We start from the raw sequence: 16100 nt of genomic DNA on the forward strand, positions 1-16100 counted from the left end.
CACCCAGGCCCACTGCCGCAGCGGCCGTGGTGGGCCTTGTTCTCGCGGTCGTGCTGTCGGCCGTGGCCCCTTCCTCGTGGTCCGGCGGGTGGCGTCCCGCCGACGCCGACACCAGCCTCTGGATTCCCCAGACCGCCGGCGCGCACCCGTCGACCGCGCCGAGGCTCGTCCCGGGCGGTACGGAGCACCTGCCGACGGTGGGACAGCTCCGCCATCTCCTCGGCGTGAGCGCCATGGCGGTGGCCTCCGTCCTCGTGCTGCTCGCCTGGCTGAACGCGGGCCCGGCGGCCAACCCCCGGCGCGGTGTCCAGCGGATCGTCACCCTGCGTAGCCCGCCGCCTTCCTAGACTCCCTCCCCTTTTCCGATCTCCGCCGGGCCGTGGGCCCGGTACAGGAGTTCCCCGGGTCATGCGCCGCCGTACGCCCGCGCGTGCCCGAGATCCGGCTTTCACCCCGGCGGGCCGTCACCGGCCCGCGCCACGGTGAGTCATTCAAGGAGTCGATGTCGTCATGGGTGACATCAGATCGGCAAGCAGGCTGCTGGAGGAGTACCGGCGGCACACCGCGCAGCTGGAGGAGTTGCGCGCCCTACTGCACGAGCGGCTCGCCGCCGCGCGGGCGGAGCGGGACTCCCTCACCGAGTGTGACCAGGTGCCGGGACCCGCGACGGCGGACGGGCCGGTCCCGCTCGCCTGGAGGCGTGCCGAGCGCGCCAGGAAGGCCGTCGCCGAGATCGAGGCGGCGATCGAACGGCTGGACTTCGGGCTCTACGGCACCTGCCTCCGGTGCGGGGCGTTCATCGCGCTGGAACGGCTGCGCCGTGCCCCCCATGCCCGGCACTGCGCCGTCTGCGGGCACACCGCGCGGCGCTGACACGCGGCGCTGACACGCGGCGCTGACCCAGGGCGCTCCCGGCCTGCCCGCGCCACAGCCCGTGGCCGGTTCAGACAGCTTCGAGTCGAGTCGAGTCGGTTCGGTTCGGTTCGGGCTGACTCGTGCTGGTTCATGTCGCCCCGGACCGGGGCGGGCCGGGTCTCATCGAGCCGGACCCCGTCCGGCCGGAGCGGTCCCGGCCTCCGAGCCGGTCCGCCGCTGCCGCCATGCCGCCGCCCGGCCCGCCGGCGCGCCTTCCCCACCTCACTTCCCGCATGCCCCATTTCCCGAAAGGACCAAAGCATCATGTCCGTCGACACCCACCTCAGCAGCGTCCAGCTCGACATCGTCCGCGAGGAACTGGAGGGACAGCTGTTCCGCTGGACCAGGCAGCTGACCGACCTGGAGACCGCGGTGAACGACGACGCGGTGGAGGTCTCGACGAAGTCGGGGATCCTCGCCGACATCGTCTCCGCCGAGCGGAACCTCGCCGTCGTGCGCCAGGCACTTCAGGACGTCACCGAGCTGACCTACGGCCGCTGTGACGGCTGTGGGCTGGCGATCCCCTTCGAGCGGCTGAAGGCCCGTCCTCTCGCCCGCTTCTGCATGCTGTGCCAGCGCCGTCACGAGACCCGCTGAGACTCAGGTGCCCGTGGCCGCCGGCGAGGCGGCCGCGGGCACCCGAGACCGATGAACGTTAAAGATCCCTAACTCTGGGCCCGCGCGAGCGCCGCGCGGGCCATGCTCCGCAGCAGCCCGGCCATCGCCTCCGGGTCGAGCTCGCCCGCACTGTGCGGGGTGGAGTTGAGCAGGCCGAAGACGGCGTGGGTGGCGGCGCGCAGGCGTGGCGGGGGGCAGCCCGGGTAGAGCTCGCTCAGCACGGTGACCCACTCCTCCACGTAGAGCCGCTGCAGGCGGCGGATCTGCCGGCGGGCGGGCTCGGGGACGTTGCCGAGCTCGCGGTCGTGCACGGTGATCAGCGCGGGGTGGCTGAGCGCGAACTCGATCTGACCGGTGAGCAGCGCGTCCAGGGCGTGCTCGGCGTCCGGAGCCTCGGTCACGCGGTTGGCCGCCGAGGTGTGCAGGCGCTCGCTGACGTCCAGCAGCATCTCCGCCAGCAGGGCCTCCTTGCCGCTGAAGTGCCGGTAGAGGGCGGGGCCCGAGGTGCCGACCGCGCCGCCGATGTCCTCGATGGAGGTGCCGTGGAAGCCGCGGGCCGCGAACAGCGCGGCGGCCGCCTCCAGGATCTCCGCGCGCCGTGATCCGCGACCGCGGGTGAGTGGCTGGGCAGTCGTCACACCTCGCATGGTAGACGGTGAGGTTAATGATGACTAACATCGGGAGCGGAGTTAGCAACCGTTAACCCACGGCGACGGAGCCGGACAAGGGGGCTCACATGAGTGGCTGGCCGGTGCTGCGGAGCGCCTGCGACCCGGGTGGCGAGGGGTTCAAGGGCAACGCGGAGGTCAACGAGCGCCTGGCCGCGGACCTGAGGGAGCGGCTCGCGGTCGCCGGGCTGGGCGGTCCGGAGAAGTCCCGGGCCAGGCACGTGTCGCGCGGCAAGCTGCTGCCCCGCGACCGGGTGGACGCCCTGCTCGATCCGGGCTCGCGCTTCCTGGAGCTCTCCCAGCTCGCCGCCACCGGGCTCTACGGCGACGAGGCCCCCGCAGCCGGGATCATCACCGGAGTGGGCCGGGTCTCCGGCCGCGAATGCGTGGTCGTCGCCAACGACGCCACGGTCAAGGGCGGCACCTACTATCCCGTCACGGTCAAGAAGCACCTGCGGGCCCAGGAGGTCGCCCTCCACAACAACCTGCCGTGCGTCTACCTCGTCGACTCCGGCGGCGCGTTCCTGCCCAAGCAGGACGAGGTCTTCCCCGACCGCGAGCACTTCGGCCGCATCTTCTACAACCAGGCCACCATGTCGGCGCGCGGCATCCCGCAGATCGCCGCGGTGCTCGGCTCCTGCACGGCGGGCGGCGCCTACGTCCCGGCGATGAGCGACGAGGCGGTGATCGTCCGCAACCAGGGCACGATCTTCCTCGGCGGCCCGCCGCTGGTGAAGGCGGCGACCGGGGAGGAGGTCACCGCCGAGGAACTGGGCGGCGGCGACCTGCACGCCCGCGTCAGCGGCGTCACCGACCACCTCGCCGAGGACGACCCGCACGCGCTCAGGATCGTCCGCGACATCGTGGCCACCCTCGCGCCGCGCCCCCCGTCCCCGTGGGAGCGCGTCCCCGCCGAGGAGCCGGCGCACGACCCGCGCGACCTCTACGGGATCGTCCCCGCCGACACCCGCACGCCGTACGACGTGCGCGAGATCATCGCCCGGGTCGTGGACGGCAGCCGGTTCCTGGAGTTCAAGGCCGAGTACGGCGCCACGCTCGTCACCGGCTTCGCCCACATCCACGGCCACCCGGTCGGGATCATCGCCAACAACGGCATCCTGTTCGGCGAGTCCGCGCTCAAGGGCGCGCACTTCATCGAGCTGTGCGACCGCCGCGCCGTGCCCCTGGTGTTCCTGCAGAACATCAGCGGGTTCATGGTCGGCAAGGCGTACGAGGCCGCCGGCATCGCCAAACACGGCGCCAAGATGGTCACCGCCGTCGCCTGCGCCCGGGTGCCCAAGTTCACCGTGGTCGTCGGCGGCTCGTTCGGCGCGGGCAACTACGCGATGGCCGGGCGCGCCTACTCGCCCCGGTTCCTGTGGATGTGGCCCAACGCGCGCATCTCGGTGATGGGCGGCGAGCAGGCCGCGAACGTGCTCTCCACGGTCGGCAACGCCGACCCCGACGCCATCCGCAGGCAGTACGAGGACCAGGGCAACCCCTACTACTCCACCGCCCGCCTGTGGGACGACGGCGTCATCGACCCTCTCGACACCCGCACCGTCCTCGGCCTGGCCCTGTCCGCCTCGGCCAACGCCCCCCTCGAACCCGTCGGCTACGGCGTCTTCCGGATGTGACCGCACCCATGACTCACCCACCCGCTCCCCAGCCGCCTCGCGGGGGCCGCTCATGATGTTCCACACCGTTCTCATCGCCAACCGGGGCGAGATCGCCCTCCGGATCATCCGCACGCTCAGGAAACTGGGCATCCGCTCCGTCGCCGTGCACAGCGACGCCGACGCCGGAGCGCGGCACGTCCGCGAGGCCGACATCGCCGTACGGCTCGGCGGCGGCTACCTCGACATCGACCGGATCCTGGACGCCGCCGCGGCGACCGGAGCGCAGGCCGTGCACCCGGGATACGGATTCCTGGCGGAGAACACCGCCTTCGCGCGGCGGTGCGCCGAGGCCGGGCTGGTGTTCGTCGGCCCGCCGCCGGAGGCCATCGAGGCCATGGGCGACAAGATCCGCGCCAAGGCCACCGTCTCGGCGGCGGGGGTGCCCGTCGTCCCCGGAGGCGCCGAACCCGGCGACGACCTGGTCGCCGCCGCCGAGCGGGTCGGCTTCCCGGCGCTGATCAAACCCTCGGCGGGGGGCGGCGGCAAGGGCATGGTGCTGGTGCGCGCGGCCGCCGAGCTGCCGGACGCGCTGGAGTCCGCCCGCCGTACGGCGGCCGCCGCGTTCGGCGACGCGACCCTGCTGATCGAGCGGTTCGTGGAGAACCCCCGGCACATCGAGATCCAGGTGATGGCCGACACGCACGGCAACGTCATCCACCTGGGCGAGCGCGAGTGCAGTCTCCAGCGCCGCCACCAGAAGATCATCGAGGAGGCCCCGTCCCCGTTGCTCGACGCCGCGACCAGGGCGAGCATGGGCGCGGCCGCGGTCGAGGCCGCCAGGTCCGTCGGCTACGTCGGGGCGGGGACGGTGGAGTTCATCGTCCAGGGCGCGACCGGCGACTACTACTTCATGGAGATGAACACCCGGCTCCAGGTCGAGCACCCGGTCACCGAGCTGGTCACCGGCCTGGACCTGGTCGAGCTCCAGCTCAGGGTGGCGGCCGGCGAGCCGCTCCCGCTCGCCCAGGACGAGGTACGGCTGCGCGGCCACGCCGTCGAGGCCCGCGTCTACGCCGAGGACCCCTCCCGGGGCTTCCTGCCGACCGGCGGGCGGGTCCTCGCGCTGCACGAGCCCGGCGACGTCCGGGTGGATTCCAGCCTGATGGCCGGCGGTGTGGTCGGCAGCGACTACGACCCGATGCTGTCCAAGGTCATCGCCTGGGGGCCGGACCGGGCGAGCGCGCTGCGCCGGCTGGACGGGGCGCTCGCCGCGACGACCGTGCTGGGCGTGCCGACCAACATCGCCTTCCTGCGCGCGCTGGTCACCCACCCGGAGGTGGCCGCCGGAGACCTCGACACCGGCCTGGTCGAACGTCACCTCGACGCGTTGGTCTCCCGCGAGGCCGTCCCCGGCGACGTCCTGGCCACGGCGGCCCTGGTCCTGCACCACGAGCGCGTGCCTGTGACGCCGGCCGACCCGTGGGAGGTGCCCGACGGCTGGCGGCTGGGTGAGGCCGCCTGGACCACCTGGCGGCTGGAGGGCCGCGACGGCGTGATCGAGGTCCGGGTGCGCGGCCTGCCCGGGGAGGGAGCCGAGGTGGCCCTGCCCGGAGACGACGCCCGGACGGCCCTGCGGGCGAGGCTGTCGGCCGACGGCGACGACCTGCTGGTCACCCTCGGCGGAGCCCGGCGGCGCTACGCCGTCGCCCGGGACGGCGACACCGTCTGGCTCGGCCGGGACGGCGACGCCTGGGCGCTCACCCGCCACCACCTGGGCGATCCCGGTGACCGGGCGGGCGCCGGCGGCGCCGGGGACGGGGTGGTCCGCAGCCCGATGCCCGGCACGGTCCTGGTGGTCAAGGTGAGCGCGGGCGAGCAGGTCGCCGAAGGGCAGCCGCTGCTCATCGTCGAGGCGATGAAGATGGAGCACACCGTGACCGCGCCGGTCGGCGGGGTCGTCGCCGAGCTGCCGGTCCGCACCGGCCAGGCGGTCGACATGGACGCCGTGCTGGCGGTCGTCCACCGGGACGGAGAATCGTGATGCGCGAGCCGTACGGGATCCCGGCGGTGGGACGGGGAGTCGCGGCGGAGCGGCCGGGGACGGAGGAGTCATGATGCGCGAGCCGTACCGGATTCCGGCGGCGGGGCTGCCGGAGCGGGTCACGATCTACGAGGTCGGGCCCAGGGACGGGCTGCAGAACGAGTCGGCGATCGTCCCCGTCGAGGTCAAGGCCGAGTTCGTCGCCCGGCTGGCCGCCGCGGGGCACCGGGTGATCGAGACGACCAGCTTCGTGCACCCCACGTGGGTGCCCCAGCTGGCCGACGCCTCGGAGCTGCTGGCCGGCCTGGAGCGGGTCCCCGGCGTGCGCTACCCGGTGCTCGTGCCGAACCAACGGGGTCTCGACCGGGCGCTGGAGCACGGCGTCCGGGAGATCGCCGTCTTCGCCAGCGCCACCGAGACCTTCGCCCGCAAGAACCTCAACCGGACGCTGGAGTCGCAGTTCGAGATGTTCGAACCGGTGGTCGCACGGGCGCTGGACCACGGCCTCACGGTCAGGGCGTACGTGTCGATGTGCTTCGGCGACCCCTGGGAGGGTCCGACGCCGGCCGGCCAGGTGGTCGCCGTGGGCCGCAGGCTCCTCGACCTGGGCTGCTCCGAGCTGTCGCTCGGCGACACCGTCGGCGTCGGCACCCCCGGCCACGTGAGCGCGCTGATCGAGGCCTTCGGCGGCCCTTCCCGGCTCGCCGTGCACTTCCACGACACCTACGGCCAGGCGCTGGCCAACACCCTCGCCGCCCTCCAGGCGGGTGTGACCGTGGTGGACGCCTCCACCGGAGGCATCGGAGGTTGCCCGTACGCCGAGAGCGCCACCGGCAACCTCGCCACCGAGGACCTGGTGTGGATGCTGCACGGCCTCGGGGTCGAGACCGGGCTGAACCTCGAATCGCTGGTGGAGACCAGCACCTGGCTGGCCGCGAAGCTCGGCCGCCCCAGTCCCTCGCGGGTCGTCCAGGCACTGGGAACGGCCCCGGCGACCGATCAAGACGTCAAGGAGTGACGATGCCCAAGCTCAACGACGAGTACGAGGACCTGCGCAAGACCGTCGAGGCGTTCGCCCGCGACGTGGTGGCCCCGGTGATCGGGGACCTCTACGAGCGTGCGGAGTTCCCCTACGACATCGTCCGGCAGATGGGCGCGATGGGCCTGTTCGGGCTGCCGATCCCCGAGGAGTACGGCGGCATGGGCGGCGACTACTTCGCGCTCTGCCTGGTCCTGGAGGAGCTGGCGAGGGTCGACTCCAGCGTCTCCATCACCGTGGAGGCCGCGGTGTCGCTGGGCGCGATGCCGATCTACCGCTTCGGCACGGCGGAGCAGCGCGCCACGTGGCTTCCCCGGCTGACGTCGGGCGAGATGCTGGGCGCGTTCGGCCTGACCGAGCCGGGCGGCGGCTCCGACGTGCCCGGCGGCATGCGGACCACGGCCGTGCTGGACGGGGACGAGTGGGTGATCAACGGCTCGAAGGCCTTCATCACCAACTCCGGCACCGACATCACCGGTGTCGTGGGCGTGGCCGCCATCACCGGCGAGCGCGCCGACGGCAAGAAGGAGATCTCCACGATCCTGGTCCCGTCCGGGACGCCGGGTTTCACCGTCTCGAAGAAGTACTCCAAGGTCGGCTGGAACTGCTCCGACACCCGGGAGCTCTCCTTCTCCGACTGCCGGGTCCCGGCGGAGAACCTGCTCGGCGAGCGGGGCCGCGGCTACGCGCAGTTCCTGCAGACCCTCGACGAGGGCCGCGTCGCGATCGCCGCCCTCTCGGTCGGGCTGGCCCAGGGCTGCGTGGACGAGTCCCTGCGCTACGTGCGCGAGCGCCAGGCGTTCGGCCACCCGATCGGCCACTACCAGGCCATCCAGTTCAAGATCGCCGACATGGAGGTCCGCACCCACACCGCGCGCCTGGCCTATTACCACGCGGCGGAGAGGATGCTGGCCGGTGAGCCGTTCAAGAAGGAGGCGGCCATCGCCAAGCTCGTCGCCGGCGACGCCGCCATGGACAACGCCCGCGACGCCACCCAGATCTTCGGCGGCTACGGGTTCATGAACGAATACCCCGTCGGCCGCTTCTACCGCGACGCCAAGATCCTGGAGATCGGCGAGGGCACCAGCGAGGTCCAGCGCATGCTGATCGCCCGCGAGCTGGGCCTGTCCGACCTCTGAGCCGCGGACCGCGGGCCTGGCTGCCCTCTGAGCCGTGAACACGCGGGACGGGGAGCGGGCCTGGGCCTGCCGTGGAGACGATCTCGGGGCCGGCCCTGCTCCCGTGGTCAGGGCCGGCCGGTCATGTGCAAGGTGGCCCAGTCGGCCAGGGCCCGGGCGCAGCCGGCCACCGACTCGCGCCAGCTCTTCGCCGCGCCTTCGCCCGCGTCGTCGCTGACGTGCTTGACGATGCGGAGCGGGACACCTGCCCGGGCGGCGGCCGTCGCCAGCGCGTAGCCCTCCATGTCGACCAGGTGGGCCCGGGCCGCGAGGCGTTCGCGCGCCGCCTCGTCGGCGATGAAGGCGTCGCCGGTCGCCAGGACCGGGCCGCCGTCGGCGTTCAGGGTCAGTGCAGCTCCGTAGCTCTCGCCGGTGAGGGTGCGCAGCAGGTCGGTGTCCAGGTCGTGCTGGATCACGGAGCCGACGACATGGGTGCCCGTCCATCCCGGGCGCAGCGCCCCTGCCGTGCCCAGGTTGACGACATGGGAGGGGCGGGGCCCCCGGGCGAGGGCACCGGCCAGCGCGACCGCTGCGTTGACCTTGCCCATACCGGTGAACAGCACCGGTAGGTCCGTGTCGAGGAACTGCGCTTCCTCCTTGACCGCGAGAACGAGCAGCGGGCGGTCAGCGGTGATTCTCCCGACGAGTTCCATGGTCACACGGTAGATCCTCGGTTCGGTGGCTCCGGCGGCGGGGGGACGGGCGGGCGGCCCGCGGTGTAGGCCCTCCGGGTGCCCTCGGGGATGGACCTCCGGCGGCAGGGGGACGGGCGGGCGGTCTTTCGTCAGGCGGGGACCAGTCCGCTGACGTCCGCCAGTAGCTCGTAGGAGCGCAGCCAGGCTTCGGTGTCCCTCGCCTGGGTGGCGACGATGAGCTCGTCGGCCTGGGCGTGCTCGGTGAAACGGTCGAGGTAGTCCCTCACCTCGGCCGGGGTGCCGACGGCGGAGTACTTGGTCATCCGCAGCACCTGCCGCCCGGCGGGCGACTGGAGGATCATGTCCGCCTCCTCCGGGGTGAACGTCCGGTCCTTGCCGAAGAACAGCTGCACCCTGTTGCGGCGCGCCGCCAGGAGCTGCTCCTGCGCCTCGGCGGTGGTGTCCGCGGCCATGACGTTGACCCCGGCGATGACATACGGCCGGTCGAGCTGCCGGGACGGCTCGAACTCGCGCCGGTAGAGGGCGACCGCCTCCTCCAGCGCGTCCGGGGCGAAGTGGGAGGCGATGGAGTACGGAAGTCCGAGCGCGGCGGCGAGCTTGGCCCCGAACAGCGAGGAGCCGAGGATGTACAGCGGCACGTCGGTGCCCTTTCCCGGCGTCGCGTCGACGCCGGGGATCCGGGACTCGCCCCTCAGGTATCCCTGCAGTTCCAGAACGTCCCGGGGGAAGTCGTCGGCGGACCTCGGGTCGCGGCGCAGGGCGCGCATGGTCTGCTGGTCGCTGCCCGGCGCCCGTCCGAGGCCCAGGTCGATACGTCCCGGATGGAGCGTTTCGAGGGTTCCGAACTGCTCGGCGATGGTCAGCGGGGAATGGTTCGGGAGCATGACGCCGCCGGCCCCGAGGCGGATCGTCTGGGTCCGCGCGGCGATGTGTGCGATGAGCACGCTGGTGGCCGAGGACGCGATGGTGGCCATGTTGTGGTGCTCGGCGTACCAGATCCGCCGGTAGCCCCACTCTTCGGCGCGCCGGGCCAGGGACACGCTGGCGTCGAAGCTGTCGCGCGGCGTCTTGCCCTCGGGAATGTGCGCGAGGTCGAGGATGGACAGTGGAACGCTCATGGGCGACAGCCTTTCATCGCGGGAGGCGGCGACCGGCCGGGCCGGCCGGGAAGGCCGGGTCCGGGCGGAGCCGCGCTGTGAAACTTTCAGTGGTCGCAGCCGGTGTCCGCACAGCTCAGAGATGATGCGAGTGGGCGGACGGCAGTTCGGACTATATGCAGGAATTGCCGTGCCGCTATTGTGGGAGCGCTCCCATATCCCCCTCGAAGGAGCCCCTCCATGCCAAGAAGGTCGATTCTGGCCGTGCTCTGCGCGGCCCTGGTCGTCACGACCGGTGCCGCGGTGTCCGTGGCCTCCGGAGCGTCCGCGGCCGACTCCCCGTTCTACGTCGACCCCGAGACCGGCGCGGCCAAGTGGGTCGCGGCCAATCCGGGAGACTCCCGCACGCCGGTCATCCGCGACCGGATCGCCGCCGTCCCGCAGGCGCGCTGGTTCACCACGACCAACACCTCCGCGGTGCGCGGGCAGGTGTCGGCGTTCGTCGGCGCCGCCGCGAGCGAAGGCAAGACCCCCATCCTGGTCGTCTACAACATCCCCAACCGGGACTGCAGCGGCGCGAGCACGGGCGGCGCGCCCAACCACGCGGCCTACCGGCAGTGGATCGACGAGCTCGCGGCCGGCCTGCAGGGACGTCCCGCGACGATCGTGCTGGAGCCCGACGTGCTCCCGATCATGACCAACTGCATGAACTCCTCCCAGCAGCAGGAGACCAACGCCTCCATGGCGTACGCGGGCAGGAAGCTGAAGGCCGGGTCGGCGTCGGCGAAGGTCTACTTCGACATCGGGCACTCGGGATGGCTGTCCGCGTCCGAGGCCGGGGCCCGGCTGAGGGCCGCGGATGTCGCCGGCAGCGCCGACGGCATCTCCCTCAACGTCTCCAACTACCGCTGGAGCTCCACCGAGGTGGCCTACGCCAAGAGCGTCATCTCCGCCAGCGGCGTCTCCCGGCTGCGCGCGGTGATCGACACCAGCCGCAACGGCAACGGCCCGCAGGGCAGCGAGTGGTGCGATCCGGGCGGCCGGGCGATCGGGACGCCGAGCACGACCGGCACCGGTGACCCGATGATCGACGCGTTCCTCTGGATCAAGCTGCCCGGCGAGGCCGACGGCTGTATCGCCGGCGCCGGTCAGTTCGTGCCGCAGCGGGCCTACGACCTGGCCATCGCGGCCCCGCCGCCCACGCCGACTCCCACCCCGACGGTGACTCCCACCGTCACCCCCACGCCGACTCCCACCCCGACCGGCGGGAAGGCGTGCACGGCCGCGTACAAGCTGGTCGGCTCCTGGCAGGGCGGCTTCCAGGCGGAGGTGACGGTGAAGAACACCGGCGGCGCGGCCATCGCGGGCTGGACGGCGAGTTGGTCCTTCCCGAACGGCCAGAGCGTCACTCAGCTCTGGAACGGACGGCACACCCAGAGCGGCGCCGAGGTCTCGGTGCGCAACGCCGACCACAACGGCGCTCTCTCCCCGGGCGCCTCGGCGTCCTTCGGCTTCACCGGCGGCTGGTCCGGGACCAACGGTGTGCCGTCCTCGGTCGGCTGCGCCGCCGCCTGACCCGGCGGCGCGGCCATGCTCATCCCCGCCGAGGAGTTCCAGACGGGCGGGCCAACGGCCGTGCCCTCGCCTACCTCGCCCACGAGCATCCCGGGGAGGTCTTCGGCACCTTCTACGACGTCAGCGCGACGATCATCAGGAACTCCCCAGGAGACTGCTGCCTCGGCCTTGGGGAGGCATGGGGAGGCATGGGGAGGCATGGGAGGGCCGTCACCCCCCGAGGGGTGTCGTGACCTCGTGGTTTCCGCATGCCGTCGTTCTTCTCTTGGTATGGTCTGTGTATTCGGACGGGCTGGCGATGATCAAGTCGGCCTGTCCGGGTTCTGGCCGCCGGGCCGGCGGACAGGTGAAACGCCTGCGGAGCGGGTGTAAGACCTCGGCTTGGGTCCGTCCCGGGGGCTGCCTGCGGCGAAACAGGAAGTTCCAACCCGTGAGGGTGGGAATCCCCGGCTGCAGTCGTGGGGAGGATGTCAACCCGCAGGTCTACTTCCACTGGGCCGAGGGCAACCCGGTGATGGCCCTGCTCGGCTATCTCGTCCTCGGCGGGGGCGACGTCCCGCCGCTGACCCGGGAGATCCTCCGGCGGGCCGAACCCCGCCTGGACCGCCGGCCGCAGGTCCACGTCGGCTGAGCGCCGCCGTACGGCCCGGCCGGGCGGCGGGCATAAGGCGTCGGTCGGCCGGACGTGGTGCGGCGCCCGGCCGCGGGGGTCAGCCGGGCGCGGTGCGGCGCCCGGTCCCTCGGCGTCGGGCCGGGGCCTCGGTCGAGTGGCCGGGCGCCGCCGTCATCACCGCCGCGGCCTTCGACATGATCCGCGCCATGGCCTGGAGCTCCTCGGGGGTGAGCTGGTCGATCAGGAAAGCGCGGACGACGGCCACGTGGCCCGGCGCCGTCCGCTCCAGGCAGCGCACGCCCTCGTCGGTGAGCACGGCGAGGACTCCCCGCTCGTCGGAGGGGCAGGTCGTCCGCTCGACGAGACCGAGTTTCTCCAGCTGGCCGATCTGGTAGGTGAGCCCGCTTTTCGACACGACCACCTTGCGGGCGAGCTCGGTCATCCGCATGCGCCGCTCGGGGGAGGCCGAGAGCTTGGCGAGGATCTCGTACTGGGCGTGGGTGAGCCCGGAATCGGCCTTCAACTGCTCCTCGACGCGCCGTTCCAGGAGGTGGGTCGCGGCGACATAGGCCATCCAGGCGTCCAGCTCGATCTCGCTGAGCCATCTCGTGTCCTTCACCTCGCCATTCTACGGCTTGTTCAAATTTGAACTAATGGCTAGGGTGTAGTTCAAATTCGAACAACTAGAAGGAGTTGCCATGCTTGAGCGGATACGGCCCCTCGCCCTGCTGCTGGGGCGGATCGTCATCGGGGTGGTCTTCTTCGCCCACGGCTGGCAGAAGTTCACGGTGATGGGCCTGGACGGGACGACGGCGTTCTTCGACTCGCTGGGAATCCCGCTGGCGGGGGCGGCGGCGCCGGCGGTGGCCGTGCTGGAGGTCGTCGGCGGGATCGCCTTCATCCTGGGCGCGGGGCTGCCGGTCTTCGGCCCTCTGCTCGCCCTGGACATGATCGGTTCGATCGTGTTCCTCCACGCCGGGAACGGCTTCTTCGTGGAGAAGGGCGGCTTCGAGTTCGTCCTCACCCTCGCCGCGACCAGCCTGGCCATCGCCTTCAGCGGCGGCGGCCCCCTCGCCGTCGACAGCCTGTTGCGGCGGCGACGCGCCTCGGCCTCCGCGTCCGTGGCGTAGCCGAGCTCCTCGGCGTTGCGTGCCGGGTCCCCCCGCCCCCGCGTCCGTGGCGTAGGCGGAGCCCGGCCCTGCCGACCGGGCTGGGACCGGCCCCGGTCACGGCCGGTCGGAGAACCACGGCCGGTCAGGGATTACGGCCGGTGGGAGACCACGGCCGGTGGGGCGGCTCCGTGAGCCGCCCCACCGGTCAGCTGGGTAGCTGGGCGTCCAGGCGATAGCCGTCCACGGTGACGTACACCTGGTCGCCCGGCCGGGCGTTCAGGCGCATCAGCACCGGCTGGAGGGAGTCGAAGACCGGATGGTCACGCCAGACCAGCACCACCGCGTTGTCGCCGGGGCCGGTCACCGACAGCAGCGTGCCGGGACGCATGCCGAGCTGGGTGGCGTATCCCTCCGGGACCGCCACCGGGCCGCCCCGTAGGTGCTCGCTGGTCACCTCGATCCGCTGCCAGCGGCTCGGATCGGTGGCCGGGGTGGTCGGCGGGGGCATCGGGGCGCGCTGGCTGGTGATGAGGTGGGGCCGGGTGTTGCCGCCGGACAGGGCCGACAGCGCGGCCAGCGCGGCGCGGGGATCGATGGAGTCGGCGTTCACCTGGGGGATCGGCTGGCCGCCGCGGTGGTGGTGGCCGTTGGCGCCCGGCGTGCGGCGGGGGAGCTGCTTGCCGCCCTCGGGAGCGGCGTCCTGGACGGTCTCGTCCCGCGTGGCACTGGTGGCGAGCGCGTCCAGCCAGGCCTGCGCGGAGTGGGTGCGGATGCCGAGCTGGTGCTCCATGACCGCGACCATGTCGGCGTCGACGGGTTTGCCCGCCAGCAGCTGCCGGGTGCGGTCGCGCAGGCCCCCCAGATCGCCGACGACGAGCCAGCCGTCCTGGAGCCGCCTGTCGGGCATGAGCGTGACCAGCACCCGCCAGAGCGGGGTGCGGAGCGCGGGGACCTCGACGGGGTGCGCGGGGTCGGCGCCGATGAGCTGATCCTGCGTGGCGGCGGCGCCCAGCCACTCGGTGAGCCCGAACATGTGACCGGTGAGCGGCGCGGACTCGGAGGAGCGCAACCAGAGCAGGATGCGTTCCTCGGCGGCGCGCTGGGCCATGGACAGCGCGTCGCGGTCGGCGTTCAGCTTGTGCGCCAGCGCCCGCAGGCTGATCGGGTCGACGGCGAACAGCCGCTCCACGGCGACCGCGCGCTCCAGCGGGCCCCAGTCGCGGAACATGTTGTCCACCAGGCGGACCAGCGGGTAGTCGTTGAGACTGACCTTGGGCTCGGCTGCCGGCTCGGCGGCCGGAGCCTGCTGCGGTGCGGCGGGGGCCTGCTGCGAGGCGGCCGGCGCCTGCTGTGGCACGGCCGGCGCCTGTTGCGGCATGGCCGGCGCCTGTTGCGGTGCGGCGGGGGCCTGTTGCGGTGCGGCGGGGGCCTGTTGCGGTGCGGCGGGGGCCTGCTGCGGCACGGCGGGGGCCTGCTGCTGCTGCGGGGCCTGCTCGGCCGGCGCCTCTGCGGGCTGCTCGGTGATCATCGGGATCCGGCTGAGCACCTCGCGGAACATCGCGGTCACCACGACCTCGGGAGCGGCGGCTGCCGAGGGGCCGCTCAGGTCTCCGGTGGTCAGGCGGCGCAGCCGGGACCATCCGCCCAGCCCGGCGAGGGCCGAGCGCGCGGGCTCGGGCCAGCCGGGCAGGGTGGGATCGACGGTGTGCACGTGCAGCGCGGGCAGCACGTCGCTCAGCGGCAGGTGATCCCAGCGGGACACCGAGAGCCGGGCCAGCCGGTCGCAGACCCAGTCGAGCCCGGCGACGCCGAGGGCCTTGGGCAGGGTGACCGAGGACCACCAGCCCGCAGGCAGGCGGGGATCGGCCAGGGCTTCGGCGATCTGCTGTGGCCGGCTCCAGCGCAGGGCCGGAACCAGATCACTCAGGCAGATCGATGACTCGGCATCCATCGGCGGACCGCAACCTCCCCAAAGTGACGCATGTGGCTAATGGTGCAGCCTACGCCGCAAGCTATCAATTGGTGTTAAGAGGGTAAAGCTGGTCCGTACCCAATTCGGACGCGAGGATGCGGGGCCGGCCGCCTATGGCTGTCACAGCCTCGGCTCCGGCCCGGCGTCCCGCGTCCAGCGCGGCCTCGTCGTCGGCCCCCCTCAGCAGGGCGGTCAACAGGCCGGCGGCGAACGCGTCCCCCGCTCCGGTCGAGTCAACCACCTCCGTGGCGATTCCGGGAACCCGAGCGGTCAACTTTCCGTCCTTCGCCATCAGAGCGCCCCGGGAACCGAGTTTCACGGCCGCCGCGCCGTACCGGAGGCTCAGCCGTTCGGCGGCCCGCTCGGCGGAGCTCTCGCCGGAGAGCAGCAGAGCCTCGTCCAGGTTCGGGATGATCAGCTGGGCGGCCAGGGTCTCCTGGACGAAGCGCTCGGGGCCGAAGGCGCGCAGGGGGCCGGTCGAGGCCGGGTCGACGCTGATCGTGACGCCGCGCAGGGTGGCCTCGGCCATGGCCAGCCGGGAGAGCTGCAGTCCGGGCTCGGCGAACAGCGTGTATCCGGACAGGTGCAGGTGACGGACCCCGTCGAGCAGGGTGGCGTCCCAGTCGTCGACGCCGATGTGCCCGCCCGCGCCCCGGTTGGTGAGCATGGAACGCTCCCCGGTCGCGTCGACCATGGCGATCACCACCGCGGTCGGGCGGTCGGGATCCATCCGCAGGTGCGGCCGGACCCCGACGCGCCGCAGCTCGGCGGCGTGCCACTCGCCGGTGTCGAAGCCGACCCGGGTCAGGATCCGGACGTCCGCGCCCAGACGCGCGGCCCAGGAGGCCGTGTTGGCCCCCGAGCCGCCTGGGCGCAGCACGATGTCGGCGGCGGTGTCCGTGCCGAGGGCCAGCCCGGCCAGGGCCGGCCCTCCGTGGAGTGCGACGACGTCGGTGACGACGTCGCCGATGACCAGCAGGCCCGTTGGGGTCACGAC

16 protein-coding genes are annotated in these 16100 nt (G+C 72.5%); 10 read left to right on the plus strand and 6 right to left on the minus strand.

The window, feature by feature from the left end; all coding sequences use genetic code 11:
• Positions 1–26 precede the first annotated feature (26 nt).
• From BM085_RS09125 to BM085_RS09135, 3 genes are all read left to right on the plus strand, one after another.
• Positions 27–347 (plus strand): hypothetical protein, encoded by a 321-nt coding sequence (locus tag BM085_RS09125; RefSeq protein ID WP_143120863.1) that lies wholly within the window; start codon positions 27–29, stop codon positions 345–347.
• A gap of 163 nt (positions 348–510) precedes the next feature.
• Positions 511–873, plus strand: coding sequence for a TraR/DksA family transcriptional regulator (locus BM085_RS09130; protein ID WP_037934716.1), 363 nt, complete (start codon positions 511–513; stop codon positions 871–873).
• A gap of 306 nt (positions 874–1179) precedes the next feature.
• Positions 1180–1512: a TraR/DksA family transcriptional regulator gene (locus tag BM085_RS09135; RefSeq protein WP_093886583.1), complete on the plus strand. Its 333-nt coding sequence runs from the start codon at positions 1180–1182 to the stop codon at positions 1510–1512.
• Between the two features lie 68 nt (positions 1513–1580).
• Here BM085_RS09135 and BM085_RS09140 read toward each other — a convergent pair whose 3' ends face one another.
• The gene (locus tag BM085_RS09140) at positions 1581–2180 is read right to left on the minus strand and encodes an SACE_7040 family transcriptional regulator (RefSeq protein ID WP_093886584.1); all 600 of its coding nucleotides are present in this window, start codon (positions 2178–2180) and stop codon (positions 1581–1583) included.
• Positions 2181–2269: 89 nt separating this feature from the next.
• Between BM085_RS09140 and BM085_RS09145 the strand changes: the two genes are divergently transcribed.
• The 4 genes from BM085_RS09145 (at position 2270) to BM085_RS09160 (ending at position 8039) form a co-directional block, all read left to right on the plus strand.
• Positions 2270–3838, plus strand: a complete 1569-nt coding sequence (locus BM085_RS09145) for a carboxyl transferase domain-containing protein (protein WP_012892862.1) — start codon at positions 2270–2272, stop codon at positions 3836–3838.
• A 55-nt stretch (positions 3839–3893) separates the two neighbouring features.
• Entirely contained in the window at positions 3894–5861 is a 1968-nt protein-coding gene (locus BM085_RS09150; protein WP_177245040.1) for an acetyl/propionyl/methylcrotonyl-CoA carboxylase subunit alpha, read from the plus strand.
• Between the two features lie 70 nt (positions 5862–5931).
• The gene (locus BM085_RS09155; protein ID WP_031164312.1) at positions 5932–6879 is read left to right on the plus strand and encodes a hydroxymethylglutaryl-CoA lyase; all 948 of its coding nucleotides are present in this window, start codon (positions 5932–5934) and stop codon (positions 6877–6879) included.
• Between the two features lie 2 nt (positions 6880–6881).
• Entirely contained in the window at positions 6882–8039 is a 1158-nt protein-coding gene (locus tag BM085_RS09160; RefSeq protein ID WP_177245024.1) for an acyl-CoA dehydrogenase family protein, read from the plus strand.
• A 107-nt stretch (positions 8040–8146) separates the two neighbouring features.
• Here BM085_RS09160 and BM085_RS09165 read toward each other — a convergent pair whose 3' ends face one another.
• Positions 8147–8731 (minus strand): nucleosidase, encoded by a 585-nt coding sequence (locus BM085_RS09165; RefSeq protein WP_093886847.1) that lies wholly within the window; start codon positions 8729–8731, stop codon positions 8147–8149.
• Positions 8732–8862: 131 nt separating this feature from the next.
• On the minus strand, positions 8863–9852 hold the full coding sequence (locus BM085_RS09170) for an LLM class flavin-dependent oxidoreductase (RefSeq protein ID WP_093886587.1): 990 nt from the start codon (positions 9850–9852) through the stop codon (positions 8863–8865).
• A 219-nt stretch (positions 9853–10071) separates the two neighbouring features.
• Between BM085_RS09170 and BM085_RS09175 the strand changes: the two genes are divergently transcribed.
• Both BM085_RS09175 and BM085_RS09180 read left to right on the plus strand, forming a co-directional pair.
• Entirely contained in the window at positions 10072–11406 is a 1335-nt protein-coding gene (locus BM085_RS09175; protein WP_093886588.1) for a glycoside hydrolase family 6 protein, read from the plus strand.
• Between the two features lie 430 nt (positions 11407–11836).
• Positions 11837–12037: a hypothetical protein gene (locus BM085_RS09180; RefSeq protein WP_177245025.1), complete on the plus strand. Its 201-nt coding sequence runs from the start codon at positions 11837–11839 to the stop codon at positions 12035–12037.
• Between the two features lie 79 nt (positions 12038–12116).
• Here BM085_RS09180 and BM085_RS09185 read toward each other — a convergent pair whose 3' ends face one another.
• Positions 12117–12638 carry a MarR family winged helix-turn-helix transcriptional regulator gene (locus BM085_RS09185; protein ID WP_093886589.1) on the minus strand — a complete coding sequence of 174 codons (522 nt, stop codon included), beginning with the start codon at positions 12636–12638 and terminating at the stop codon, positions 12117–12119.
• Positions 12639–12717: 79 nt separating this feature from the next.
• On the opposite strand from BM085_RS09185, the gene BM085_RS09190 reads away from it, so the two are divergent.
• Positions 12718–13149, plus strand: a complete 432-nt coding sequence (locus tag BM085_RS09190; RefSeq protein WP_093886590.1) for a DoxX family protein — start codon at positions 12718–12720, stop codon at positions 13147–13149.
• A gap of 187 nt (positions 13150–13336) precedes the next feature.
• On the opposite strand, the gene BM085_RS09195 is transcribed toward BM085_RS09190, so the two are convergent.
• Both BM085_RS09195 and BM085_RS09200 read right to left on the minus strand, forming a co-directional pair.
• Complete coding sequence (locus BM085_RS09195; protein WP_093886591.1) at positions 13337–15082, minus strand: hypothetical protein; 1746 nt, start codon at positions 15080–15082, stop codon at positions 13337–13339.
• A 64-nt stretch (positions 15083–15146) separates the two neighbouring features.
• Entirely contained in the window at positions 15147–16097 is a 951-nt protein-coding gene (locus BM085_RS09200) for a carbohydrate kinase family protein (protein ID WP_093886592.1), read from the minus strand.
• Positions 16098–16100: the final 3 nt, after the last annotated feature.

The sequence above is a fragment of the Streptosporangium canum genome (assembly GCF_900113865.1).
GTDB lineage: Bacteria > Actinomycetota > Actinomycetes > Streptosporangiales > Streptosporangiaceae > Streptosporangium > Streptosporangium canum.

Excerpts from the sequence above, each read along its gene's own strand:
- BM085_RS09170 (WP_093886587.1), bottom strand. The coding sequence starts at position 9,852 with ATGAGCGTTCCACTGTCCATCCTCGACCTCGCGCACATTCCCGAGGGC.
- BM085_RS09160 (WP_177245024.1), top strand. The coding sequence starts at position 6,882 with ATGCCCAAGCTCAACGACGAGTACGAGGACCTGCGCAAGACCGTCGAG.
- BM085_RS09165 (WP_093886847.1), bottom strand. The coding sequence starts at position 8,731 with ATGGAACTCGTCGGGAGAATCACCGCTGACCGCCCGCTGCTCGTTCTC.
- BM085_RS09145 (WP_012892862.1), top strand. The coding sequence starts at position 2,270 with ATGAGTGGCTGGCCGGTGCTGCGGAGCGCCTGCGACCCGGGTGGCGAG.
- BM085_RS09140 (WP_093886584.1), bottom strand. The coding sequence starts at position 2,180 with ATGCGAGGTGTGACGACTGCCCAGCCACTCACCCGCGGTCGCGGATCA.
- BM085_RS09155 (WP_031164312.1), top strand. The coding sequence starts at position 5,932 with ATGATGCGCGAGCCGTACCGGATTCCGGCGGCGGGGCTGCCGGAGCGG.
- BM085_RS09175 (WP_093886588.1), top strand. The coding sequence starts at position 10,072 with ATGCCAAGAAGGTCGATTCTGGCCGTGCTCTGCGCGGCCCTGGTCGTC.
- BM085_RS09190 (WP_093886590.1), top strand. The coding sequence starts at position 12,718 with ATGCTTGAGCGGATACGGCCCCTCGCCCTGCTGCTGGGGCGGATCGTC.
- BM085_RS09130 (WP_037934716.1), top strand. The coding sequence starts at position 511 with ATGGGTGACATCAGATCGGCAAGCAGGCTGCTGGAGGAGTACCGGCGG.
- BM085_RS09135 (WP_093886583.1), top strand. The coding sequence starts at position 1,180 with ATGTCCGTCGACACCCACCTCAGCAGCGTCCAGCTCGACATCGTCCGC.
- BM085_RS09150 (WP_177245040.1), top strand. The coding sequence starts at position 3,894 with ATGTTCCACACCGTTCTCATCGCCAACCGGGGCGAGATCGCCCTCCGG.
- BM085_RS09195 (WP_093886591.1), bottom strand. The coding sequence starts at position 15,082 with ATGGATGCCGAGTCATCGATCTGCCTGAGTGATCTGGTTCCGGCCCTG.